We start from the raw sequence: 22,807 nt of genomic DNA, 5'->3' as shown, positions 1-22,807 counted from the left end.
CCTTGCGAATAGGGGGGGGGCGGGGCGTCAGATGACGCCCTCCTCGACGGTGTCTGGGGTGGCGTGGTGGTCAAGGGTGTGGGCCACCTCGGCCAGGCTGGCGGCGCCGAACAGTTGGCCCATGGGCAGTTCGAGGCCCAGGCGGCTGCGCAGCATTTCCAGGAAGCGCGTGGCCAGCAGGCTGTCGCCGCCCAGGCGGAAGAAGTTGTCGTGGCGCGAGATGTGCGGCACCTCCAGCAGTTGCTGCCAGAGCTCGGCCACCAGCTGTTCGCTGGGGTTCAGCGGCTGCTCGTCGATTTGCTCCGGGGCTTGGCTGGCGGCTTGGAGTTCAGCCAGCAGGGCGCGGCGGTCGACCTTGCCGTTGGTGCTCAGCGGCAGTTGCTCCAGGTGCAGGATGCGTTCTGGGCGCATGTACGCCGGCAGGTTTTGCTCCAGGTGCGTTGCCAGTCGCTGGGCCGTGGCGCTGCCGGTAATGGCGGCCAGCAGGCGGCCAGGCGGCGCCACCAGTGCCACGGCCTGTTCTACCTCGGGGTGGCGAGCCAGCACGGCCTCCACTTCACCCAGCTCGATACGGTGGCCGCGCAGCTTCACCTGGGTGTCGGCGCGGCCCAGAAACTCCAGCAGGCCATCGGGGTGGTAGCGGCCCAGGTCGCCGGTGCGGTACCAGCCGTTGACGAAGCGCTCGGCGGTCAGTTGCGGAGCTTGGCGATAGCCCTGGGCAACCCCGGCGCCGCCGATCCACAGCTCGCCGGTAACCCAGTCCGGGCAGTCCCGGCCGAAGGCATCGACCACGCGGTATGCCTGGTTGCGCAGAGGTGTGCCGTAGGGGATCGAACGCCAGCCCGGCAGGGGCTGGCGCACTTCGAAGTGGTTGGACCAGATGGCCGCCTCGGTAGCGCCGCCCAGGGCGATGCAGCGGCAACCCGGCGCCTGCGCGGCCAGACGCGGGGGCAGGTCGAGGCCGATCCAGTCGCCGGACAACAGGGCCAAGCGCAGCGGTAGCGGCTGGCTGCTGTCGGCGTTGGCCTCCAGCAGCATCGCCAGCAACGCTGGAACGCTGTTCCACAGGGTCACGCCGTGCCGGTGCAGTGCCCTGAGCCAGGCGCGGGCGTCACGGCGCTGGGTTTCTTCGATCAGTACCAGGGCGGCGCCTGCCGACAGCAGGCCAAACAGGTCGTACACGGAAAGGTCGAAGTCCAGCGCCGACAAGGCCAGGCCGCGGTCCTGGGCACTGACGTCGTAGCAGCGGTTGATCTCGGCCACGGTGTTCATGGCCGCTCGGTGGGTAATCTCCACACCCTTGGGTTGGCCGGTGGAGCCGGAGGTGTAGATCACGTAGGCCAGCGTATCCGCCGTCACCGGCAACGGCCCGGGCAGGGGCGCCGCCAGCAGGGCCTGCTGCGGCGAGAGGTGATCGATGCCGGGCAGTTCGGGGTTGTGGGCAGCGATCATCAGCGTGACGCCAGCCTGTTCGAGGATGCGTTGGCAGCGCTGGCGCGGCTGGTCGACCCCAACGGGCAGGTAGGCCGCGCCGGCGGCCAGCACGCCGAGCACACTGGCGATTTGTTGTGGCCCTTTGGCCAGCGAAACGGCCACCAGTTGGCCTGTGGCCACGCCCGCGGCGACCAGGGCGTGGGCGATGCGCAGTGCTTGCTCGGCTAGTTCGCCGTAGCTGAGTGCGCCGTACTCGCCCCACAGCAGTGCGCTGCGCCCTGGGTTTTGTCGGGCGTGTTCGAAGAAGCCCTGGTGCAGGGTGGTATCGCCGGGTGCGTTGGCGTGCGGGGCGTTGAGGCGTGAGCGCAGTTGTGCCTGTGTTTGGGGTAGCAAGTCTGGTGGTGCCTGTTCCCAGGCGTTGCTCGCCAGCCAGTGCAGGCTGCGCAGGTAGGCGTCGAACATGGCTTCGACCATGCCTTCGGGGAACAAGCCAAGCACCCGGTCCCAGTTCAAGGCGATGCCGCCATGCGCCTCGACCACTTGGTGATCGAGCCACACCTGCGGTGTCTGGGTGAGCCCGAACACCTGCCGGGCGAAGGGGCCGTCCAGCGGCGCTGCGGTGCCGTCGGGCACGCCCAGGGCGCTGGTGAACACCACTGGCATGATCGCCTGCGGCTCGCCACGGCTGCGCGCTAGCTGGCGCAGCAGGCTGACCGAGCCGAGGCTGCGGTGCTCCAGGGCCTGGCCCAAGGCCTGTTGGGTGCGCTGGGCGCGTGCCACCCAGGTGTCTTCGGGGCGCGGCTCGTGGCCGAGCAAGGTCAGCGAAGTGAAGTCGCCCATCACGTGGTCGATTTGCGGATGCAGCGGGCGACGGTCGAACAGGGTCAGGTTCAGGGTCAGGTCTGGCCGCGCACTCCAGCGGCCCAGAGTGTCGGCAAAGGCGCACAGCAGCACGGCCGAGGCCGTCAGGCCGTGCTGGCGGGCCTTGCCGAGGATCGCGCGCCAGGCATCGGCGTCCACATGGCCTTGCAGGCGGGCGAAGCGCGGGGTGCCAAGGCGCGCCGGGTCGCTTGCCAGGGGCAGTTGTGGCGGTGGCGGCAGGCTGGGCAGGCGCTCGTCCCAGAATGCTTGTGCGGCTTGCACTTCGGCGGGGGCTGGGGCGGCCTGCAACTGATAGTCGCGGAACGACAGGTGCAGCGGCGGCAGTTCAAGGGTTGGGTCGCGGTACAGCGCGTCGAGTTCGGCGTAGAAGCGCAGGATGCTCAGGGCATCGAGGATCAGGTTGTCCAGGCCGATCGCCAGGCGCGTGTGGTGCCCATCGGTGAAGGCTTGCACGTCGAACAGCGGCCACTGGGCTGGGTCGAACACGCGGTGTGCGCAGTGCTCGCGCAGGGTCTGCAGGCTGCTGTGGTGCTGGCCGATCACGAACCTGGGTACTTCTTCGAGAATGTACGCCTGGCCCTGGGCGTCGAACACCGTGCGCAGCATTTCATGGCGTGCGACCAGGCGTTGCAGGGCCTTTTGCAGGCGCGGCAGGTCCAGGCCCGGCACGTCGTATTCGCGATAGAAGTGGCAACTGACGCCGCCCAGCACCAGGCTCGGGTCGCGGCCCAGCCAGTAGGCCTGCTGGACTTCGGTCATGGGGAAGGGCGCGTGGCGGTTGGCCAAGTCGGCCACGATACTGGTCTGCTGTTGGGTCGGCTCGCTCACGTTCAGGTCGGCGCAGAACGCCGCCAGCACGGGCTGGGCGAACACTTGGGCCAGGCGCATGCCGGTCACCCCTTGGTCGGCCAACAGGCGCACCAGGCGGGTAGCGCTGAGCGAGTCGCCGCCGAGGGCGAAGAAGTTGTGCTCGCGGTGAACCTCGGGGCAGCCAAGCAATTGTTGCCAGGTTTGCGCCACGCGCTGTTCGACGGCGCCCTGGGTGGGGTGAGCCTTTGATCGATGGGCGTGCTCTGGCGCTGCAACTGTTCGAGCAGAGCCTTGCGGTCGACCTTGCCGTTGGCGGTCAACGGCAGTTGCCGGCAGGCCAGCAGGTGCTCGGGAATCATGTACGCCGGCAGGCGTTCGGCCAGATGCCGTTCAAGCCCGGGTTGTTGCAGGGGCATGGGCTCGAGTGGGCCGTCCTGCAGGCGCACCATTGCCGCCAGGCGTTGTCCGGCCAGCAGCACCACAGCTTGCTCGATGCCCGGCCAAGCCACCAGGGCACTTTCGATTTCCCCGGCTTCGATTCGGTAGCCGCGCAGCTTGAGCTGGAAGTCGCTGCGCCCTAGGAACTCGACGTTACCGTCGGGGTGGTAGCGAGCGCTGTCGCCGGTGCGGTACCAGCGTTGCCCTTGGTGTTGAACGAAGCGTTCGGCGCTGCGTATGGGGTCGGCGCGATAGCCCTGGGCGACGCCGGCGCCACCGATCCATAGCTCGCCAGCGACCCAGTCGGGGCAGTCATGGCCTTGGGCGTCGACGATGCGCAGGCTGACGTTGTCCAGCGGCTTGCCGTAGGGCAGGCAGTGCCAGTTCAGCGCCTGGCCGGGCAGCACTTCGAACAGTGTCGAGTGGATGGCGGTTTCGGTGGCGCCGCCCAAGGCCAGGAAGCGACAGTCGGGCGCCTGGGCCCACAGACGCGGGGCGAGCTCTGGGCCAACCTTGTCACCGCCGAGCAGCACTGCACGCAGGGGCAGCGACGCTTCGGCTGGCGCGCAGTTAAGCAGCATGTCCAGCAATGCCGGCACGCAGTTGAGCACGCTGGCTCGATGCTTGAGCGCCAGGGCGCGCCAGCGTTCGGCGTCACGTTGTTCGTGGGGGGCGATGCAGATGACCGCAGCGCCGACCGACAAGGCGGCGAACAGGTCGTACACCGACAAGTCGAATTCCAGTGCCGACAGCGCCAGGGTTCGATCATGGGTGTCGAGCAGCAGGCGCCGTTGCAGGTCGTCGAGGGTGTTGGCGGCGGCCAGGTGGCTTATTTCAACGCCTTTGGGCTCACCGGTGGAGCCTGAGGTGTAGAGGATGTAGGCCAGGTCGTGCGGGGTGCCGGGGTGCGGCGCAGGTAGCGGGTTACCGCCTGTGGGTAACTCGGTCAGCAGCAGGCGGGCGTTGGCCGAGTCGAGGATCCTCTGGCGTCGGCTGTCGGGCTGGTCGGCGCCGATGGGGAGGTAGGTGGCGCTGCACGCTAGGATGCCCAGCACCGCGATCACCTGCTGCGGGCCCTTGGGCAGTTGCAGCGCCACTACGTCGCCTCGTTGTACGCCCTGCGCCTGGAGGTATGCGGCCAGTTGCAGGGCACGCTCGGCCAGTTCGGCGTAGCGCAACAGGCCGTCGTCGCCGAACAGCAGCGCTGGCGCGTGTGGCGTGCGTTGGGCCTGGGCGAAGAAGCCCTCATGCAGGCGTTGTTGCGGCAACGCTGTACGGTGCCCTTGGGACCGTTCGCGAACCGAGCGCTGGCGCTCGGGTAGCAACGCTGTCGTGGGGCGTTGCCAGGCCTCGGCGTGTTCGCACAAGCGCTGCAACAGGTCGATATGAGCCTGGAACAGTGCATCGAGCACGCCTTCGGCGAACAGGCCCTCGCGGGCGTCGAGGTTCACCAGCAGGCCGCCGTCCAGTTCGGTGACCTGGGCGTCGAGCCATACCTGCGGGCCTTGGGAGATGATCCAGGCCGGCTGGCCGAAGTGCGCCTGCACGCCCTCGGGGAACAGCTCGCCCAAGCCCAGGGCGCTGGTGTAAACCACCGGCGCCAGCACTTGCTCGCCGCGCTGGCGCGACAGTTCGCGCAGCACTTCGAGGCCGGAAAAACTGCCATGGCTGGCGTCTTCGTGGAAGCGCCGCTGCAGGGCGCTGGCGCGTTGGGCGAAGGTGCCGCTGACGCTGCCATCCCAAGCCAGCAGGATCGACGAGGTGAAGTCGCCCACTAGCTGGTCGACATCGGCGTGCCGTGGCGCGCGGTCGAACAGCGGCAGGTTGAGCAACAGCGCAGGGTCGTCGCTCCAGGCCTGCAAGGCTTCACAGAACACGGCGGCCAAGGCCATGGCCGGGGTCAGGGCGTGGGCGCGGGCGTGGGTCTCGAAGGCTTGGCGCGCGGCAGGGGCAAGCCAGTGATGGCGGCGCAGCACCTGGCTTGCGTTGCGGTCGTTGAGGTCGATGGGCAGGCGCGGGGCGCTGGGCAGCTGCGCCAGGCGTTGCAGCCAGTAGTCACGGTCCTGCTGGTGCCGCGCACGGTACTCGGCACTGGCGTGTTCCTGGCGCTGTTCGGCGAGGTAGCGGGCAAAGCTGTAGCCCAGCGCTGCCAGGGGTTGTTGCTGGTAAAGGTGCACCAGGTCGCGTAGCAGGGTGCGCAGGCTGAGGGCGTCGGCGGCAAGCATGTCGAGGTTCAGGTGCAGGCGGGTGCCTGCGGGGCGCAGGGCGTCGGGCAGCAGCGACAACTGAATGTCCAGCACCTCGCCTTGGGCCACGTCCAGTTGCTGGTGGGACAGACGCGTGCGCAGGTGCGCCAGGCGCGCGTTGGCCTGCTCGGCATCGTGTGTGCGCAGGTCGTGAACCTTCAGCCCTGGCCAGGGGCTTTTGGCGAGGATGCGCTGGCGGCCGTCGTCGAGAAACTGCGCGCGCAGCATGGCGTGGCGCGCCAGCAACTGGTGCACGGCCGCTTCTAGCCGTGCGGGGTCGACCCCTTCGCCATCGAACTCGTTGTAGAAGTGCGCAGCCACGCCGCCCAGTTGCTGGCCCGGGGCGCGCCCAACCCAATAGGCGTGCTGCATGGGGGCCAGTTCGAAGGCTTGCTGCTCGTCGTGTTGCAGCGCGCTGGGCGTGGTGTCGAGGTTGGGCGTGGCGTCAAGCCGGGCCAGCCAACTGCACAGGCGTGGGTCGGCCACCAGGTCCGCGAATCGCACGGCCAGGCCTTGGCGGCGCCACTGGCCGACCAGGCGAATCAGGGTGACTGAATCCAGGCCCCATTCGATCAAGTTGGCATCCAGTGGAATCTGTTCGGCTGGTATTTCCAAGGCTTGTGAGAGGGATTGGCGCAGCAGGGTGACGGTTGAGGTGCTGGGTGTTGCCATGGCTCAACGTTTTCTCATAGCTAGGGTCCGGGCCGGGGTTGGCCCAGGCATTGGAAGGTTGTGCGAATGCGTTTGAGCAGATGCTATTAATTCGCATTGAGGGGGCTACCCGGATCGAGTCGATTTCACCCCCTATCCGGTTTTCAGGGCTGGCCTGGGGGCGCAAGAAGCGGGGCAGTGCTCTGCGAGTGCAGGCGCGATGCGGTTGGAAAATGACTGGAATCGGGTAGCCGCTGGCCAAGGGCCTTGACTACCGTCCGTCGCTGCCCGGTCCCAGGGCAGTTTTTTCCATCCGTACCGTAAATTTGGCCTGCGCTTTCAGGGCTGGGCATCGGTGCGCTGCCCCAGGAGTTGCAGATGTCAGTCGAATCGGGTTTGCAGGTGCGCGGCCTGCGCAAGCGCTACAGCAACGGCGTGGAGGCGCTGCGTGGCGTGGACTTGAGCGTAGGCCCGGGGATGTATGGGTTGCTGGGCCCCAACGGTGCGGGCAAGAGCAGCTTGATGCGCACCCTGGCCAGCTTGCAGCAGGCGGATGCCGGCAGCATCCACCTCGACGGCGTGGACGTGCTGGCCAACGCTGACCACCTGCGCCGCCGCCTGGGCTACCTACCTCAGCAGTTGGGGGCTTACCCGGGCGTCAGCGCCCGTGACCTGCTGCAGCGCTTTGCCTGGCTGAAGGGTCGCACCCATGCGCGTCAGCGCCACGAAGAGGTGGAGGGGCTGCTGGCCAAGGTCAACCTGCAAGAAGCTGCGCACCGTGCGTTGGCCACCTATTCGGGGGCATGTTGCGCCGGTTCGGTATCGCCATGGCGCTGGTGGGCGCGCCGCGGTTGTTGATTGTCGATGAGCCCACCGCAGGCCTGGACCCCGCCGAGCGCAACCGTTTCCACCGGGTGTTGGCGGATGTTGCGGCCGAGTCGATCGTGCTGTTGTCGACGCATATCGTCGAGGATGTGGAGAACCTGTGTAGCCGCCTGGCGGTGCTGGCTGGCGGGCGCATTATCGTCGAAGGCCGTCCTGCGGATCTGCTGGCCGCCGAGCAGGGCCGCCTGTGGCAGGCGCCGTTCGGCCGCGGCGAAACCTTGCCGCAGGCCTTGCACGTGGCGGCCAGCCCCGAAGGCAGCCGGGTGATCGTGCATGGCGAACGGCCTGCCGACCCGCGCTTCGTGCCCCATTCACCGCGCCTGGAAGATATCTACTACTTGGCGCTGGCCCAGACCGGCGAGGTGGCCGAGGCATGAATACCTTCGCCCTGATGATGCGCGAGGCCTGGGTGGAGGTGCGTGCCGGGCTGCGCAGCGGCATTGTGCTGTTGGTGTTCCTGGGGTTGGCAGGCTACCTGCTGATGTCGCTGACCAATGCCGAGTACGTGCAGAAGATGGGGGGCAGCGAGATCCCCCGCAATGCGCCTAGCCTGATCTACCTGATGGCCTGTGGGTGCATGTTTTTCCTGTTCTTCGCCTGGGCTTGGGTGTTCGCGCAACCGGCGTTGCGTGACCGCAAGGCGCAACTTGAGGAAGTGCTGCTGGCCTTGCCGGTGTCATTGCCGGCGCTGCTGTGGGGGCGTTTCGTGGGGCGGCGGTGGTCGGTGCGCTGCTGGCCAGTTCATTGATCGTCGGCTTCCTGCTTAGCCCGCTGCTGGCCTGGCTGGGCTGGGTTCCGGCGGGCAGCATCGGCGCCCCGGCCTGGTCGGCCCTGGGGTTCGCTTGGGTGGCGCTGTTGCTGCCGGTGAGCACGGGTATTGGTGCGTTGTATTTCCTGTTGGCGTTGCGCAGCCGTGGCCTGGGCGCGCCCTTCGCGCTGGCGGCGGCGCTGATGTTGCTGTGGATGTTCGCGGTGGTGGTGCTCAAGGGGGGCGATATCAACCCGCTGTTGGCCGCCAGCCTCGACCCTTCGCTGTTCACCTTCGCCCTGGCCCAGGTGGAAACCTGGACGGCGGCGCAGAAAGCCCAGGCACTGCTGGCCCTGACGCCGGGGTTCTGGGTCAACCGCTTGCTGTGGTGCGCGCTGCCGCTCTTGCTGCTGGCGTGGACCCTGGCGCGCACCACGCGTCAGGGCTTGATGGGACGCCGCTCGGGGGCGCTGCTGGCCGAGCCGCCGATGCGCCAGGTCGCGGGGCTTGCGTTGCCGGGGCCTGTGTCGGTGAGCCTCTGGTCGCGGGCCCTGTGGTGCGAAACCCGCTGGCAGCTACGCCAGGTGTTCGTCCGCAAGGCTTGGTGGCTGGCAGTGGCGTTGCTGTTGGCGATGGGGGTGCTCAGTGGTTTCGTGCACGGGGTTTGGCATGCGCGTGGGCCGATGGTGCCACGGGCCGACTTGACCGTGCCGCTGCTGTCCAGTGCGTCGTTTCTGGTGATTGCCTTCATCGTTGCGGCGATGGTGGGTTTGGTCTGCCGTCGCGACGTGGTCCAAGGGCTGGGGGCAATGCTCAATGCCACGCCAGCGCCGGTGTGGCTGCGCTTGTTTGGGCAGGTGCTGTGCGTGGTGGTGTCGACTCTGTTGCTGGCCTTGGTGCCGGGCATCGCCAGCCTGGTGATTGGCGCGGTGGTGGCGCCGCAAAGCCTGGCGCCGGGGTTCGTGCTGACCTACCAGTTGCTGGTGTTTGCACCACCGCTACTGGAGCTGGCGCTACTGACGGCGCTGGTGCACGCGGCGGTGCGGCGCTCGGGCCTGGCCTATGCCGCATCGATGCTGCTGACGTTCTTCCTGGTGCTGAACCATGAGTTGGGGCTGGTGAGCTACCCGCCCTTCGAGGTGGCGATTGCCCCTCATGTGGCGTTGTCCGCGTTGACGGGCTGGGCGCCTTGGCTGCCTTACCTCGGCACCCTGGTGAGTTGGAAACTGGCGGGCTGCCTGGTGCTGGCGGGCTTGGCGGCCACGTTGCTGGCGCGGGGCCCAGAGCGCCGTCGACTGCGCGAGATGGGCGCACGCCTGTTGGGGCTGCCGGGGGCGCTGGTGGGGCTGGGGGCAGTGGTGATGGTTGCCAGCGGTGTGTCGCTGCACCAGCACCTGGTGCTGCAGGGCGACTACCAGAGCAGCGCCGAGGCGCGTGCCGAGCGCGCTGCCTGGGAGCGCCGCTGGTTGCCGGGTGCCGGTGCCTGGCAGGTGGTGGGTGGGCAGGTTCGATTGCGAGTCGATAGTGCGCTGCGCCAGGTCGAAGGGCAGTGGGCGCTGCAAGGCGTGAGTGCTGCCGTCGGGCACCTGGATGCAGAGTTGCCGCCGGGCTTGTGGGTGGTGAGGGTCAGCGTGGGCGGCGAGCCGGTGGCTTTCGAGCAAGGTGAGCAGCACCTGCGGGTTGCCCTGGGTGGCTGCGCGGCAAGCGGCTGTGACCTGGTGCTGCACTGGACGCTGGACGCCACGGGCTGGCCCAGCGAGGGCGAGGGTTTCTGGCTGGGCCCTGAGGGCGTTTGGCTTCAGGCGCATCGGGCGATGCCGCGCTTGGGGCTTGACCCTGAACGCGGGTTGCGTGCGCCGTCGCAGCGCCGCGAGGCCGGGTTATCTGAAACCCCACCAGCACTGCCGACGGACGCGGCGGTGGCGGCCCAGGCCGTGGCCCCGGCGGGTGCCTGGCAGTGGGCTGTCGAGGTGGATGGCCAGTTGTTCGAAGGCCATGGCCAGCAGCCGTTGGATTTCGCCTATGCCGTGACGCCACGGGCCAAGGCTCAAGCGTTTGACGGTGTGTGGGTAGTGGCCGATGCCAGCCGTCAGCAAACCGCTACCCAGGTGCGCGAGGACCTGACTGTCATGGCCGCTTGCGTGGCACGTCGGCTGGGCAGCAGCCCAGTGGTCGAGGCCGTGAGCCAGTGGCCCACGGGTATGGGAGACAGTCGCCTCAGCGCCGGCCACCTGCTGCTTGGGCAGGTGCCGGACTGGAACGTGGCCCAGACCGGTGTGGGGCGCTGGGTGCGCCGTGCGCATATCGCCACGTTGCTGGCCCGCCAGCAGTTGCTGGTCGCCAGCGACCTGCGCGAACAACCGGGCTATGCCTGGCTCAGCCAGGGCGTGGCCGGTGCCGTGGGCTTGCTGTGCGTTGGCGAGAGCGACGGCGCCGAGGCCCAGGGGGCATTGGTTCGCCTTGCGTCCGAAGACCTGGCCCGGGCGTTGGGGCGCGATGGCGAGCCTATCGGCACCTTGGCCCGTGCCCGCGCCCAGGGTTGGGCGACGTTTTATGCGCCGCTCGCCAGCCTCGATTGGGTGGAGCAGCAAACCCCTGAACAGCTGGCGGCGCTGAGTGCCGGGCTGCGCAGTGGCCAGGGATGGCCGGAGTCGATCCAGGGGCTGCTGGGTGCGCCCTCGGATCAGGTAACCGCCGAAGCGCTGCGGCGCTGGGCTACCCCGTGATGAATCCCGAAATTACTTCGCGTTCCTGGAGCTTGTGCATGTCTGCCCATTTGTCACTCAAACCCTTGCGCCGCCCGTACGGCCGGCGCGCCAACGTTCTTACCCAAGCCCTCGCGCTGACCTTGTCCAGCTCTGCGTGCGTTGCCTTTGCCGCCGACGAGCAGGCGGTCGAGCTGGCGCCTTTGACGGTCAACGCCCGGCTGAGCCAGGAAAGCGCCAAGGACATTCCCTTCGGGCTGTCGGTAATCGATGGCGAGGCTCTGGAGACCCGGCGCTTGCGCTCGCTCGAGGCGGCGCTGCGCGCTACCCCCGGGGTGGATGTGAACTCTTGGGGCGGCGCCAACGACGCCAACGTGCGCATTCGTGGCGTCGGCTCGCTGAACCAGATGAGCATGGATGACGGCTCGGTGGTACTGAACGTCGATGGCGTGCCGATGTCGGTACGCAATGCCGCCATGGCCACCCTGGACGTGCAGCAGGTGGAAGTGCTCAAGGGACCACAAGGCACGTTGCTGGGCCGCAACAGCGAGGCGGGTGCGATCAATGTGACCACCCGCAAACCCACCCGTGAAGTGGAAGGCTACGTGCGTGGCGAGGTCGGCCAGCAAGGCCAGTTCATGACCGAAGGTGCCGTCGGTGGCCCGCTGACCGACACCTTGGCGGGGCGTATTGCAATGCGCCGCAGTGGTTTCGACAACTGGGTGGACAGCGAGCAGGACAACGACCCCCTGACCAAACCCCGTGAGTTGGCCATGCGTGGCAGCCTGCTGTGGGACAACGATACCGGCACCACCGGCCTGTTGATCGCCGAGCGCCAGCGCGCCAAGCACTACGCCGGGCTGGAGATTCTGCGCCCGTTCGGCGACAGCCCGAGCCTGGACTACACCCCGGGCGTCTTTGACGGCAACGGCAAAACCAACGAGCGCTATTCCTTCGAGCTCAACCACGACCTGACGCAGGCGCGCATTACCTCAATCAGTGCCTACACCAGTACCGACTTCAACGCGGTCAAGGGTTACGACCGCAACATCACCCGCGCACTGTATGGGGCGCCATCGGAGTACCTGCTGGAGGATTCGGCCCACGAGCGGGTCTGGAGCCAGGACCTGCGCCTGGGCTCGCTGCCGGACGCCGAAGTGTTCTGGGTAACGGGCGTGAACCTCTCGCGCTCCGAACGCAGTTTCGATTCGGCCAACTTCAGCAGCGGCGCGCGCCAGGACCGAGGCTTCACCACCAATAGCTACGCGGTTTATGGCGAAGCCACGTTCCCGATCGCCGAAGACTGGAAACTCACCACGGGCCTGCGCCATACCTGGGACCGCAAGACCTATAGCGCCAGTTATGCCGACGCCAGCGGCGCGGCCCAGGACGGCCGGCGCCTGCAGGAGAACTACAATACCGGTCGGGTGGCGCTGTCGTATGCGCTCACGCCGCAGACCAACCTGTACGCGGTGGTTTCCCGTGGCTACAAGTCGGCGGGTTTCAACGACTACGCCACCTCGGCCAAGGACAGCGAGCCGTATCGGGCTGCCAGGTTGGCGTCGGCAGAGCTTGGCTTCAAGCATGAAAGCGAGGGCGGTGCGCTGACGCTGGAGGGTGCGCTGTTCGTCACCCGCGTGCAGGACGACCACCTGCTGGGCTACGACTTCAAAACCACGGCAGTCAATGCGGTGAACGCCGACACCCGCAGCAAGGGTGCCGAGCTGTCGGGCACCTGGTTCATGACCGAGGAACTGAGCCTTGGCGCGGCGGTGAGCTACACCAATGCCGTGGTCACCTCAGATGCACCAGGGGTTTCCGGTGGTGATGTGAAGGCTGGCAGCCGCATACCTGACGTGCCGTTGTGGAGCGGCAACTTCAACATCGCCTGGAAGCGTGGACTGCCGGAATTCCTGGGGTTGCCAGCGCCTTTACTGAATACGCAGGTCAACTACCGGCTACAGAAGAACCGCCCGGCAGATGCGCAGAACCATTACGACCTAGCCGGTTATGGGAAGCTCGATGCGCACTTGGGCGTGCAGAGCGGCGGCTCGGAGGTATACCTGTGGGCCGACAACCTGCTGGATGCGCGCTACGACCTGTATGGCAGCTACTCCACCGACCCGGTGACCACCGGGATGCCGGGGCGGGGACGTTCAGCGGGGGTAGGCTACAGCTATTCGTTCTGAGGCTTGCTTGAACAAGGCCTGGGAGGAATGCGCCTGGCTCGCTGGAGTACGGCGCTACCGTGGGTAGGATCGAGTGTGCAGTTCAGAGGTTTTGTTATAAAGTAACAATTTTACCTCGACAGACGATTAACCCTTGAGCGATACAGTGTGCAGGGTGGCAAGGTAATTCGATGAACGCCATTGATTATCAATTGCTAAAGCGCGATTCGATGTGATCTGATCCGTGCCGTATCTGCTCAACAAGGAGTGCCAAGATGTCAGCCGTTCAGAGGGAGGCAAGGGAGTTCACGCCAGTCTCGCGGATAATCGCCGAAGATTACGGTAGTGACTTGGGTGTCGGCGGCCAGTGCCGGGTTACCCGGGTTACTTTGCAGGAAGGGTTGGATGTCGTGCGTTGGCAAGGCACGTTCGAGCAGCCCGTGGCGTTACCCTTGCACGACGATAGCCAGCGCATTCACTTCAGCTTCACCCATCAGCTCAAGGGCAAGGCCTACTGCAGCTTTCGCGATGGGGGGCGCCAGCGCCGTCATGTCATTGACGAAGGTGCCGGGAGCATCAGCTTTGGTCGGTATCGTCAGGGCTTCTATCACCAGCATGGTGAAATCGACAACATCACCGTGATGATCCACCCCGAATTGCTGGCGAAGTGGGAGTTGGAAATCGATCCTACCTTGAGCAGCGCGCTGGCTTGCGAGCAATGCTTTCTTGGTGGGCACCGCAGCGGCGAGATGAGCGCTACCGCGCACTTGCTGTGCAATGCCATGGAGCCTGAGGGCGGCCAACGGCGCAGCAGCCTTTGGCTCTATGGCCAAAGCGTCACGTTGGTCAGCCTATTCTTGGAGTCGCGGCGCAACTTGGGCTGCACCTGCCCTGTCAGCCACATCGATCGCCAACGCCTGTTGCGCGCTCGCGAGCGCCTGCTTGCTGACCTGGGTAAGGCGCCAAGCCTCTCGGAACTGGCCCGCGAGTCGGGAATGAGCCAGCCGAAACTCACCCGAGGTTTTCGCCTGCTGTTCTATAACAGCGTCTACGGCGTGTTCCAGCAGGCACGCATGATCCAGGCGCACAGCCGGTTGCTGGAGGGTGATGAGTCGGTGATGCGGGTGGCCTCGGACCTTGGCTATGCCAATGCCAGTCATTTCGCCACGGCATTTCGCAAGCAGTTCGGTTTCAACCCCTCCGTGCTCAAGAACGGCGGGCGGGGAAACTTGGCGGCTGGGTAGAGAGAAGAGGGTGTAGCGCAGGGCTGGTTCCGTTTTGGAAACAGCCAGGCCTTAGGCGTTGTTTGAAAAGTCTTGATGGGAGTAGGTCTCCCGGAGTCTGCTTACAGGCGCCGGCTTCAAACCACCCGGTGCTGCTGCGCTCAAAAGGCGCGGTGGTGAGCGACCGTTGAAAACGGCGCCAATGATGGCGTCAGGTACATATTGAGAAGATGAGCGAAAGCAAACCATCCGAAGACGCATCGTTAAGTATTCAAATGCTGTCAAAACCGAGGTCGCCCAGTAGCCTCGGGATCAGTCTGGAAGATACCTGTTTACTGTCCAGATGGCAGCCGGTGTATAGGTGGCATGAGCTCAGTACAGGCTTTGGTATGGAACGTGAGAACCTGGCCTTTGATGCCAAGGGAAATGACAAGCGGCTACTACCGCGAGGAAGAATACCGATGCAAAGGTCCAGGGGCGGAGCCATTCGTAATAGTGATGAACCTCTTGTAATGAGAGTGGAGCGAAGGGATGGCGTTGCCCGGCTGACTCATGCCGTCAACTCGCTACGGCGAGGAGGAGCGGCATGAGCACAGCAAAGTCGTACAACATTTCCAAGCTGACAGTTTGGGAAGCCTACCAGCGTGTGAAGGCCAATCGAGGAGCCGCTGGGATAGACGAACAATCTATTGCCCAGTTTGAGCAGAAGCTGCAACCGAACCTGTACAAGGTCTGGAACCGGATGTCATCCGGCTTGGAACGCCTACCGCAGACGTGCTCAGTGGAAGACTACGAAGCGCTGCTACCGTGGAATTGCACACCTCAAATGTGCGCGATCCATAAACCCCACCTGCCCAACAGTGGGGGAACGGGTTACCGTGGCATCTCTGGCGAGCAGTTCCACGGTAGCAGCGCTTCGTAGTCTGCTACCGACGAGGCGTGCGGTAGCCTCTCAAGTACGTGGCGCAGCCACGTATAAGGCTCTTGGCCGTTGACCTTGGCGGTCTCGATCAGGCTGTAGATCTTCGCGCTGGCACTGGCGCCGGGTATGTCAGAAATTTTGTGTTCGGGCATAACATGAGCAAGAGGTGCATGTATGCCAACCAAGAAGAAACCCCTGCGTGACCTACCAAAAATCCCCAAGGAGCTGCTCGAGCAGTTCGGTGAGGGCCTGATGACTGCGGAGGCTATCGAAGATGCCTCTGCGGCATTCAAGAAGGCGTTGATCGAACGGGCCTTGAACGCCGAGCTCAGTCACCACCTGGGGTATCTGCCGGGCGCGCAGCGCCCAGAGGATGAAACCAATCAGCGCAATGGCAGGACTGGCAAGACGGTTCTGACTGGAGAGGGGCCGCTGCGGCTGGATATCCCCCGTGATCGAGACGGTAGTTTTGCGCCCATCCTGATTCCCAAGCACGAGCGCCGTTATACCGGTTTCGATGACAAGATCATCGCCATGTATGCCCGAGGCATGACCGTTCGGGAAATTCGCGCATTCCTCTCCGAGCAGTATGGAACGGATGTTTCGCATGACTTCATCAGTTCGGTCACGGCCGAGGTGATGGAGGAAATCGGCGCGTGGCAACAGCGGCCGCTGGAGCCGATGTACCCGGTCATTTTCTTTGATGCACTACGAGTCAAGATTCGCGAAGAAGGCCTTGTGCGCAACAAAGCGATTTACTTGGCGCTGGGCGTTCTACCCGATGGGACGCGCGATATTCTCGGGATCTGGATCGAAAATACCGAAGGTGCGAAGTTCTGGATGAAGGTCTTCAATGACCTCAAGACGCGCGGCGTTGAGGATGTGCTGATCGCCGTCACCGACGGCCTCAAAGGGATGCCAGAGGCGCTAAGCGCCGTGTTTCCGGCCACCACGCTGCAAACATGCATCGTCCACTTGATCCGCAACAGTCTCGATTATGCAGCGTGGGATAAGCGTCGTGATCTGGCCAAAGCGCTCAAGCCGATCTATCAGGCCATCAACGCCGAGGCGGCTGAGCAGGCACTGGATGCCTTTGAAAACGGCCCTTGGGGCAAACAGTACCCAACGGTAGTTGCGGCATGGAGAAGAGCCTGGGATCGAGTGATTCCATTCTTTGTCTTCCCGTCAGGCATTCGAAAAGTGATCTATACGACCAACGCGATCGAAAGCATCAACGCCCAGCTACGCAAGATCATCAAAACGCGTGGTCACTTCCCAACGGATGAGGCCGCCACCAAGCTGATCTGGCTGGGGCTGCGGAACATCACGGCAAACTGGGGCTCAGCGGCCCATGACTGGAAAAATGCGATGAATCAATTCGCGATGCTGTACGGAGATCGATTTATCAGGCCGACCTGGTAAAAGCATGGCCAGCCTGACGGCAGGCCGTTATCGGCCCGCACACAAAAAATCTGACACTCTCCTGGCGCCGTTGACGGTGTCGCTGAACAGCCAGGCCTTGCGTCCTATGACAAAGGGCTTGATCGCTCTTTCGGCCGTATTGTTATCGATGGGCAAGTAACCCGCTTCGACATAGCGCTCCAGTCGACTCCAGTTGTTCGCCAGGTAATGCACTGCCTTGCCCAACGCACTTTGTGCGGTCACCTGCGACTGGGTTTTATCCAGCCAGCTTTTCAGTTGTGTCAGGATCGGCAGGCTTTTCTCCTGTCGACCAGCAAACCGCTGTTCATCACTGACGTCCTTGAGCTCGCGCTCGATGCCGTACAGCTTATTGATCATGGCCAGCGCGATATCGGCCCGCCCGGTTTTACCTTTGGGCTGCACTTTTTGCGCGTCCACGAACTTGCGTCGCGCATGGGCCATGCACGCCAGTCGCTCCACGCCCGGCTGCAACGCCAACGCGTTATAGCCGGCGTAATCATCAGTCATGACGTAGCCACGGTAACTTTCCAGCAAGCGCAACGGCACCTCCTGCGCACGGCTGGACGTGTAATCAAACAGCACAACTTTTCGATCCGGTGGGCCACTGGCTTGCACCCACATCCAGGATTGGCTGGTCGGATCTCGATCCGGTTCTTTCAACACCTGTACACGGGTTTCATCGCAGTGAATCACTGGGCTTTCCAGCAACCGATCACGCATCAAATTAAGCAGTGGCTGGAAATGCTCGCTGCACTGGATCACCCAGCGTGCCAGCGTTTGCCGAGGGATATCAATACCGTGGCGGCTAAGTACCGTTTCAAACCGATGCAACGGTAAACCGTCGACATACTTGGTGGTCAGTAGCATGGCCAGCACGCTGGGGCTGGCCATGCTTTTCTCGATCAACTGGGCAGGCTTGTCGGCGGTGACCGGTGCGGCTTCACAGCCACGGCAAGCGTAGATCTTGCGGATATGTTTGATGACCCGGATCTGCATCGGCACGATATCCAGTTGCTCACTGGTTTCTTCCCCGATGGCATGTTTGCGGCAACCGCAAGCACAGGTCAGTTCGTGTTCGGGCAGTTCGTGGATGACTTCGATACGCGGCAGATTGGCCGCCAACGGCTTGCGTTTGCCACGGCGCACTGAGGGTGCAACGACTTCCTCATCAGCGTCGCCAACCAACGGCATTGGCTCGCTTTCAGGCTCATTGAACAAGGCCAACTGTGGCGTGTTGGGTTCTACGGATTGCTCGGACTTGCGTCCAAACAGACGGTCACGCAACAGCTTGATCTGTTCTTTCAGGTCGACGATGTGAGTCTGATAAGCCTGAGCGGTTTCCTCCTGACGATTGAGGGCCTCAAGCAACAGTTGCTTAAGCAAAACAGGATCATCAGGAAGGTCATCGGGCAGAGAAATCATGGCCCGGATTATACCGGGTTACGCCACGTAGCGCGGCGTCAAAACCTGATGAGGACGATTACGCCAGAGGTCAAAACCGTCGAGCAGCCAGTTGAGTTCCTGGACGGTCAGAATGATCGCCTCGTCGGTGGCGTCAGGCGATGTTTTGAAACGCTCGGATTCGAGGCGCTTGAGCCAAAGGCAGAAGCCGTTTCGTTCCCAGTAGAGGATCTTCACGCGGTTGCGCGGCTTGTTGAGAAACACGAAAAGCACGGGGTCAAACACCGCCACTTTGATATCCAGTTCGACCAAAGCGGCCAGGCCGTCAATCGACTTTCGGAAGTCGACGGGCTTGGGGTAGAGATAGACTTTTTCGACTTTGGCGTCGGGTCGCATCATGACGGGGCTGGCTCCAGAAAGAGATCGGGAGCACAGCATTGGGGATCAGCTTCGCGCTTTGAATGTGGGGTTCATGGAGCGGTTACCCTCAAATACACAGATAAGTGCTCTGCCCATCATTGGTTAGGTGGGGTTCATGGAGCGCTTACGCTCAACCCTACCGGTAGTTCTGGAGCGCGAAAGGTGAAAACATATTGCGCAAGATTCCGAGTGCCCGATAGGCACTGGCACGCGAGAGCCAAGAAAGTGTTTTGTAGAAGACAGGGTACTAGTTTGGTGGACCAATGAGATGGTCAAGAAACAGGGATGCCGCCACGGACAGCGACTGTCGAGATCTGACGCAGATACTAAGCTCGCGGGATGCCCATGATTCATCCAGCTCAACAATTTTGGCGTGATCTAACTGATAGATGAGGGCGCTACCCTTTGGCATAATACCAATGCCTAAGTTTGCTTGCACCATCAAACACAGAGAGTCATAACTTGAAACCTCCATTCGCAACCTAAGCGAGCGACCTAAATCATTTGCTGCTTTTATTAATTGGAAGTTTAGGTGCGTACCACTACGCAAGGCAATATACTGATAATCCAGTGTTTCATGGAACCTTACTAATGTTCTGTTCGCGAGTGGATGTAAAAGTGGCACGATCAGCACTAGCCGATCCTCGCGAAACGGAAAAACTTCGATATCTACACCGTGCGGTAAATTTGTAAAGATTCCGATATCGGCGAAATTATCGCCGATTGCTTGGATGATGCCGAGGCTCGGCTTCTCCTCTAGACTCACGTTTATTAGTGGGTAAGTATCTAAGAACGAGTTAATCAAACCAGGTAGAAACTGAGTTATCGCCGAAATGTTGGCCAAGACATGAACTGACCCTCGGCGCCCGTTGGAATACTCGCGCATTTGTATGACTATTTCATTCAGGTTGTTGAGCGCGCTGCGAGCCATATAAAGAAGCGAGAGGCCGGCATCAGTAGGGGATATGCCTTTATTGGTACGAATAAGAAGCTTAGAGCCCAGTAGCTCTTCCAGTTCGCTAAGGCGCTTGCTTACAGCCGCAGCAGCGATGTGTTCGCGTTTGGCTGCGGCTGCGATCGTGCCTTCTTCGATCACGCTTACGAAGAGCCTTAGAGAAACGGGATCTAGCTTCATACTTTTCACCGCATATGCTGCTCAGAGCGACCAGCATACCTCGCGAGCCTCGGGCTTAGTAAGCGCCGGACAAGAGATGTCCAGCATTTGGCACTTCTGCTTGGAGACCAAGGGCTTTTAAAATTTGGTAAACGGTAGCAATCGAGGCTGATAACACTGGCGTGTCGAGGCGATCTTGGACCAACTGGATAGCTGGTAGTGAAGGCATCTGCACGCAGCAGGACAGCACCACGCCGTCTGCTTGTCCGATGTTGAGTTTATCAGCGTGACCAATCAGATTCATTGGGTCGAGACGACCAACCTCCAGATTATCTGAGACCTGAAGGCTGATTGAGTCGACTACCTCAATGCCCGCCGCTTCGATATAGTCGATTACCTGCTGGGTGAGGGATTTCATGTATGGTGTGATTATCGAGATTTTTTTATAGCTGAGCATGTTCAAGCTGTCGATAAGTGCGCCAGCGGAACTTAGTACTGGGGCTGCTGAATTATTCGAAGTTACAGCTTTGCCGAGGCGTTGCTGCGAGACTTTATGATAACCTGCACCCTGACACATGATAGCGACCAAACAGGCATATGCCATGACATCAACTCTTGCATCGCTCAGTTCCAGAGCGCATCGATCGCTGTCGATGTCCATTTTTTTAAGCTCCTCAGGGCTTACATGCATCATCCGCATCCGCGAGGAGTGGAAAGTGAAGTGCTCATCCGGAAACAGCGAGTACCGAGAAGTAAGCATCGCTGGAATTTCAGTCTCCATAGTTGTGTTCGAGCTAGGTACGATTTGGCCGATACGGAAATTTTTCATTGAGGTCTCTCAAAAGTATGTACGTTAATTACCACTGGTCAGTTGAGTGCCTTTAGTTTCCTGTAGTGTAAACACCAACACGGCGGCGATAACATAGGAAACCGAGGCAAGTGAGATGGTCGCAGTGAAACCGATTAGTGGAATCAAAATTGGCACTAGCTTGATTCCTGCGATGGCCCCAACTCGCCCAAAGTTAAAGCAGAAGCCCGACGCCGTGGAGCGAATGCTAGTAGGAAACAACTCTGAATACCACGCACCGAAACCGCTGAAGTAACCAGTGAAGAATCCAAGCAGCGCTGCGAGGGATCCGAGCTTTATAATATTTTGAGTGGTGAAAAGGAGTTTTCCATCTGTGAGCGGTATCATAGTGGCCGAGTAAGCGAACACAGGAACCATGATTGCCATTCCGCCGAAGAAAATGGCGAACGACAACCTACGGCCGATTCGTTCCGCCAAGTAACCGTATGCGAGATAGCCAATCGTGGCGCCGATGCCCAGCCAGATGATAAAGACAGGCGCTTCATCAATTCGCACATTTAATATGCTCTGAAGGTAGGCGGGCATGAATGTAGTAATAATCCAGTAGCCATACATGCCCAAAATCGAAATGCTCAGCCCCAGGAAAGTAACTTTCAGATATTGGGGGCGGAAGATTTCAGTTAAGCCACCCTTGTTTGTATTACGGCTCATGAACTCTCGGTTCGCCAACCAAACCGGAGATTCTTTGACAAATAGCCAGATGAACATAAGTGTTAAGTAGGCCGGGATTGCAGCGTAGATGAATAGTGTGCGCCAAGATTCCGGATTACTGCTGTCCAGGAAGCTCCAAGCAAAGATGGCAGATAACAAACTGCCACCTGACCAGCCCGTTTGCATCACTGCAAACGCTTTAGTTCGCCCGGACGGCGGCCAAATTTCAGATACAAGTGCAGCGGCAGCCGACCATAGGCCACCCACGGCGACGCCTACGAAAAACCGGAAGACAGTAAGTTGCCATACACTTTCGGCAAAGGCACACAGCAGTGTGCCTGTACCATAAACGAACACCGACAGCATCATTGTTTTCTTTCGTCCAATTTTGTCGGACAGATTACCTAAAAAATATCCGCCTATGCCAGTAGCGAGCAGGAACCAAGCTACGGTCGATACGACGTCTCCTAGTCCCACACTAAAAGTCTTGGCAACTACAAGCAGCACAAAACCAAAAATTGTTGCATCTAAAGCGTCAAACAACCAAGCGGCCCAAGACCCACCCAATGTCACGTACCGTTGACCAGGTGAAAGCTGGTCCACTCCTACTGTAGCGGCAGCCGGTGAGGCGGCGGTTATAGTTTTCATAACTAAACCTCGTGCGTATCAACCTATTATTTTTGGAAGTTCGAGCGCTGGTGCACAGCGAGCGAATGGTCATATGCAACCGATGGTAAAAAGCGCAAAACGAGATGTACATCAGGCATTCGCGAGCTTGGCATCGTGAACGGCGATGGCAAGCTGATCGTTATCCGTAGGTGAAGGCCTATGGGGCGAGGTTGATCGCAATGCCCCTTGTTCGCTGGCTTTGGGCTAGCCCTCACCACCCTTTGCCCGGGCGAGTTAGCGTCGGCAAGGACGTTGAGAAGAAGGTAAGCGTCTGACGGAAAGGATGATCAATTCACCGTTACTTCGCTGATGCAGCTTCGCGATGGTTGGCTGGCCCATCCCCTGGACGACGCATTGCGCCAAGCCCAAGGACGTAAGATCCGCAGCATTCCGATCCGTGTGCTGTTCAACACTTTTACAGGATTATGAACATCAAGTCTTTGCACTACTAATGCTCGATACAAGACACCGCTAATTGCTTTTGAGGTGGTGGTCTGAGGTACGTTGGATAACGCCCGCATCTCCCCGCCTCGTGAAGTTGTAAAGATAGCGCTCAGCCACAATAGTCCGCTATCGTACTGGTCCACAACCACCCACCGGGTGACACGACTCCCAGCTCCGAAGATCGCTTGAGATTCATCGTTGGCTGGCGTGTAAGTCGACAAATGCGCACCGAGTTGGTGCTGGATGTGCTGTAACAGGCGCTACGCCCATCGTCCTGAGCTTCACCAATTGATCCATCACAGCGACAGGGGGTGGTAATACCTGTCGATTCGCTACAGCGAACGGTTAGGTGAAGCGGGTATTGAAGCGTCGGTTGGCAATACAGGTGACAGCTACTACAACGCATCGGCAGAGGCCATCAATGGCGTCTACAAAACCGAACTGATTCACCAGCGAGGGCCATGGAAAAGCGTAGAACGTCTTGAATAGGGAGCACTGGAGAGGGTGAGTTGGTTTAACGATCAGCGCCTGCGGAGGCCGATTGGAAAAAGGCCGCCAGTGGAGTTTGAGGTACTCTACGAGCAGAGTCAGGCTGCGCCTGACTTAAACCAACTAGCCTCCGTGATACCCTGTGTGGTTCACCTTTGCGGCGAGGGTCAATGTGAGAGTGCTTTCGTGCTTGGGG

The 22,807-nt window shown here is 61.6% G+C and carries 13 protein-coding genes and 5 pseudogenes; 10 read left to right on the top strand and 8 right to left on the bottom strand.

Features of this window, described 5'->3' with window-relative positions; all coding sequences use genetic code 11:
• Positions 1–27: 27 nt before the first annotated feature.
• Both GKC70_RS14430 and GKC70_RS14425 read right to left on the bottom strand, forming a co-directional pair.
• Positions 28–3,315, bottom strand: coding sequence for an amino acid adenylation domain-containing protein (locus GKC70_RS14430; RefSeq protein WP_342651529.1), 3,288 nt, complete (start codon positions 3,313–3,315; stop codon positions 28–30).
• Positions 3,210–6,482: an amino acid adenylation domain-containing protein gene (locus GKC70_RS14425; RefSeq protein WP_342649050.1), complete on the bottom strand. Its 3,273-nt coding sequence runs from the start codon at positions 6,480–6,482 to the stop codon at positions 3,210–3,212. The genes GKC70_RS14430 and GKC70_RS14425 overlap by 106 nt, the downstream gene beginning before the upstream one ends.
• Before the next feature lie 357 nt (positions 6,483–6,839).
• Between GKC70_RS14425 and GKC70_RS14420 the strand changes: the two genes are divergently transcribed.
• From GKC70_RS14420 to GKC70_RS14390, 7 genes and pseudogenes are all read left to right on the top strand, one after another.
• Positions 6,840–7,319, top strand: coding sequence for an ATP-binding cassette domain-containing protein (locus GKC70_RS14420; RefSeq protein WP_342649049.1), 480 nt, complete (start codon positions 6,840–6,842; stop codon positions 7,317–7,319).
• The gene (locus GKC70_RS14415) at positions 7,289–7,723 is read left to right on the top strand and encodes a hypothetical protein (protein ID WP_342649048.1); all 435 of its coding nucleotides are present in this window, start codon (positions 7,289–7,291) and stop codon (positions 7,721–7,723) included. The genes GKC70_RS14420 and GKC70_RS14415 overlap by 31 nt, the downstream gene beginning before the upstream one ends.
• Entirely contained in the window at positions 7,720–8,094 is a 375-nt protein-coding gene (locus tag GKC70_RS14410) for a hypothetical protein (protein ID WP_342649047.1), read from the top strand. Before GKC70_RS14415 ends, GKC70_RS14410 begins: the two co-directional genes overlap by 4 nt.
• On the top strand, positions 8,040–10,820 hold the full coding sequence (locus GKC70_RS14405) for a hypothetical protein (RefSeq protein ID WP_342649046.1): 2,781 nt from the start codon (positions 8,040–8,042) through the stop codon (positions 10,818–10,820). The genes GKC70_RS14410 and GKC70_RS14405 overlap by 55 nt, the downstream gene beginning before the upstream one ends.
• A gap of 38 nt (positions 10,821–10,858) precedes the next feature.
• Positions 10,859–12,988 carry a TonB-dependent receptor gene (locus GKC70_RS14400; RefSeq protein WP_342649045.1) on the top strand — a complete coding sequence of 710 codons (2,130 nt, stop codon included), beginning with the start codon at positions 10,859–10,861 and terminating at the stop codon, positions 12,986–12,988.
• Positions 12,989–13,242: 254 nt separating this feature from the next.
• Positions 13,243–14,211 carry an AraC family transcriptional regulator gene (locus GKC70_RS14395; protein WP_342649044.1) on the top strand — a complete coding sequence of 323 codons (969 nt, stop codon included), beginning with the start codon at positions 13,243–13,245 and terminating at the stop codon, positions 14,209–14,211.
• Positions 14,212–14,776: 565 nt separating this feature from the next.
• Positions 14,777–14,944: pseudogene (locus tag GKC70_RS14390) on the top strand (group II intron reverse transcriptase/maturase); the annotation flags it as partial.
• 119 nt (positions 14,945–15,063) lie between these two features.
• On the opposite strand, the pseudogene GKC70_RS14385 reads toward GKC70_RS14390, so the two are convergent.
• Positions 15,064–15,246 (bottom strand): annotated as a pseudogene (locus tag GKC70_RS14385) (transposase domain-containing protein); the annotation flags it as partial.
• Positions 15,247–15,286: 40 nt separating this feature from the next.
• Between GKC70_RS14385 and GKC70_RS14380 the strand changes: the two are divergent.
• The gene (locus tag GKC70_RS14380) at positions 15,287–16,534 is read left to right on the top strand and encodes an IS256 family transposase (RefSeq protein ID WP_342648746.1); all 1,248 of its coding nucleotides are present in this window, start codon (positions 15,287–15,289) and stop codon (positions 16,532–16,534) included.
• 75 nt (positions 16,535–16,609) lie between these two features.
• On the opposite strand, the pseudogene GKC70_RS14375 reads toward GKC70_RS14380, so the two are convergent.
• The 5 genes and pseudogenes from GKC70_RS14375 to GKC70_RS14355 form a co-directional block, all read right to left on the bottom strand.
• Positions 16,610–17,977: pseudogene (locus tag GKC70_RS14375) on the bottom strand (IS66 family transposase); the annotation flags it as partial.
• Positions 17,978–17,995: 18 nt separating this feature from the next.
• Positions 17,996–18,355 (bottom strand): IS66 family insertion sequence element accessory protein TnpB, encoded by a 360-nt coding sequence (tnpB, locus tag GKC70_RS14370; protein WP_029614001.1) that lies wholly within the window; start codon positions 18,353–18,355, stop codon positions 17,996–17,998.
• Between the two features lie 268 nt (positions 18,356–18,623).
• Entirely contained in the window at positions 18,624–19,511 is an 888-nt protein-coding gene (locus tag GKC70_RS14365; RefSeq protein ID WP_342649043.1) for a LysR family transcriptional regulator, read from the bottom strand.
• Between the two features lie 55 nt (positions 19,512–19,566).
• Positions 19,567–20,319: an Asp/Glu racemase gene (locus tag GKC70_RS14360; protein ID WP_342649042.1), complete on the bottom strand. Its 753-nt coding sequence runs from the start codon at positions 20,317–20,319 to the stop codon at positions 19,567–19,569.
• Between the two features lie 24 nt (positions 20,320–20,343).
• Positions 20,344–21,657: an MFS transporter gene (locus GKC70_RS14355; protein WP_342649041.1), complete on the bottom strand. Its 1,314-nt coding sequence runs from the start codon at positions 21,655–21,657 to the stop codon at positions 20,344–20,346.
• A 430-nt stretch (positions 21,658–22,087) separates the two neighbouring features.
• Here GKC70_RS14355 and GKC70_RS14350 point away from each other — a divergent pair.
• A pseudogene (locus GKC70_RS14350) lies at positions 22,088–22,307 on the top strand (JAB domain-containing protein); the annotation flags it as partial.
• 3 nt (positions 22,308–22,310) lie between these two features.
• A pseudogene (locus tag GKC70_RS14345) lies at positions 22,311–22,692 on the top strand (DDE-type integrase/transposase/recombinase); the annotation flags it as partial.
• Positions 22,693–22,807 lie beyond the last annotated feature (115 nt).

The organism is Pseudomonas sp. REB1044, from assembly GCF_038813925.1.
Taxonomy (GTDB): Bacteria; Pseudomonadota; Gammaproteobacteria; order Pseudomonadales; family Pseudomonadaceae; genus Aquipseudomonas; species Aquipseudomonas boreofloridensis.
The sequence above is the reverse complement of the archived record's forward strand: the minus strand, read 5'-3'. Positions and strand labels throughout refer to the sequence as shown.

Coding starts and splice junctions, on each gene's coding strand:
- GKC70_RS14425 (WP_342649050.1), bottom strand. CDS start 6,482: ATGGCAACACCCAGCACCTCAACCGTCACCCTGCTGCGCCAATCCCTC.
- GKC70_RS14420 (WP_342649049.1), top strand. CDS start 6,840: ATGTCAGTCGAATCGGGTTTGCAGGTGCGCGGCCTGCGCAAGCGCTAC.
- GKC70_RS14415 (WP_342649048.1), top strand. CDS start 7,289: ATGGCGCTGGTGGGCGCGCCGCGGTTGTTGATTGTCGATGAGCCCACC.
- GKC70_RS14410 (WP_342649047.1), top strand. CDS start 7,720: ATGAATACCTTCGCCCTGATGATGCGCGAGGCCTGGGTGGAGGTGCGT.
- GKC70_RS14400 (WP_342649045.1), top strand. CDS start 10,859: ATGTCTGCCCATTTGTCACTCAAACCCTTGCGCCGCCCGTACGGCCGG.
- GKC70_RS14395 (WP_342649044.1), top strand. CDS start 13,243: ATGTCAGCCGTTCAGAGGGAGGCAAGGGAGTTCACGCCAGTCTCGCGG.
- GKC70_RS14380 (WP_342648746.1), top strand. CDS start 15,287: ATGCCAACCAAGAAGAAACCCCTGCGTGACCTACCAAAAATCCCCAAG.
- tnpB (WP_029614001.1), bottom strand. CDS start 18,355: ATGATGCGACCCGACGCCAAAGTCGAAAAAGTCTATCTCTACCCCAAG.
- GKC70_RS14365 (WP_342649043.1), bottom strand. CDS start 19,511: ATGAAGCTAGATCCCGTTTCTCTAAGGCTCTTCGTAAGCGTGATCGAA.
- GKC70_RS14360 (WP_342649042.1), bottom strand. CDS start 20,319: ATGAAAAATTTCCGTATCGGCCAAATCGTACCTAGCTCGAACACAACT.
- GKC70_RS14355 (WP_342649041.1), bottom strand. CDS start 21,657: ATGAAAACTATAACCGCCGCCTCACCGGCTGCCGCTACAGTAGGAGTG.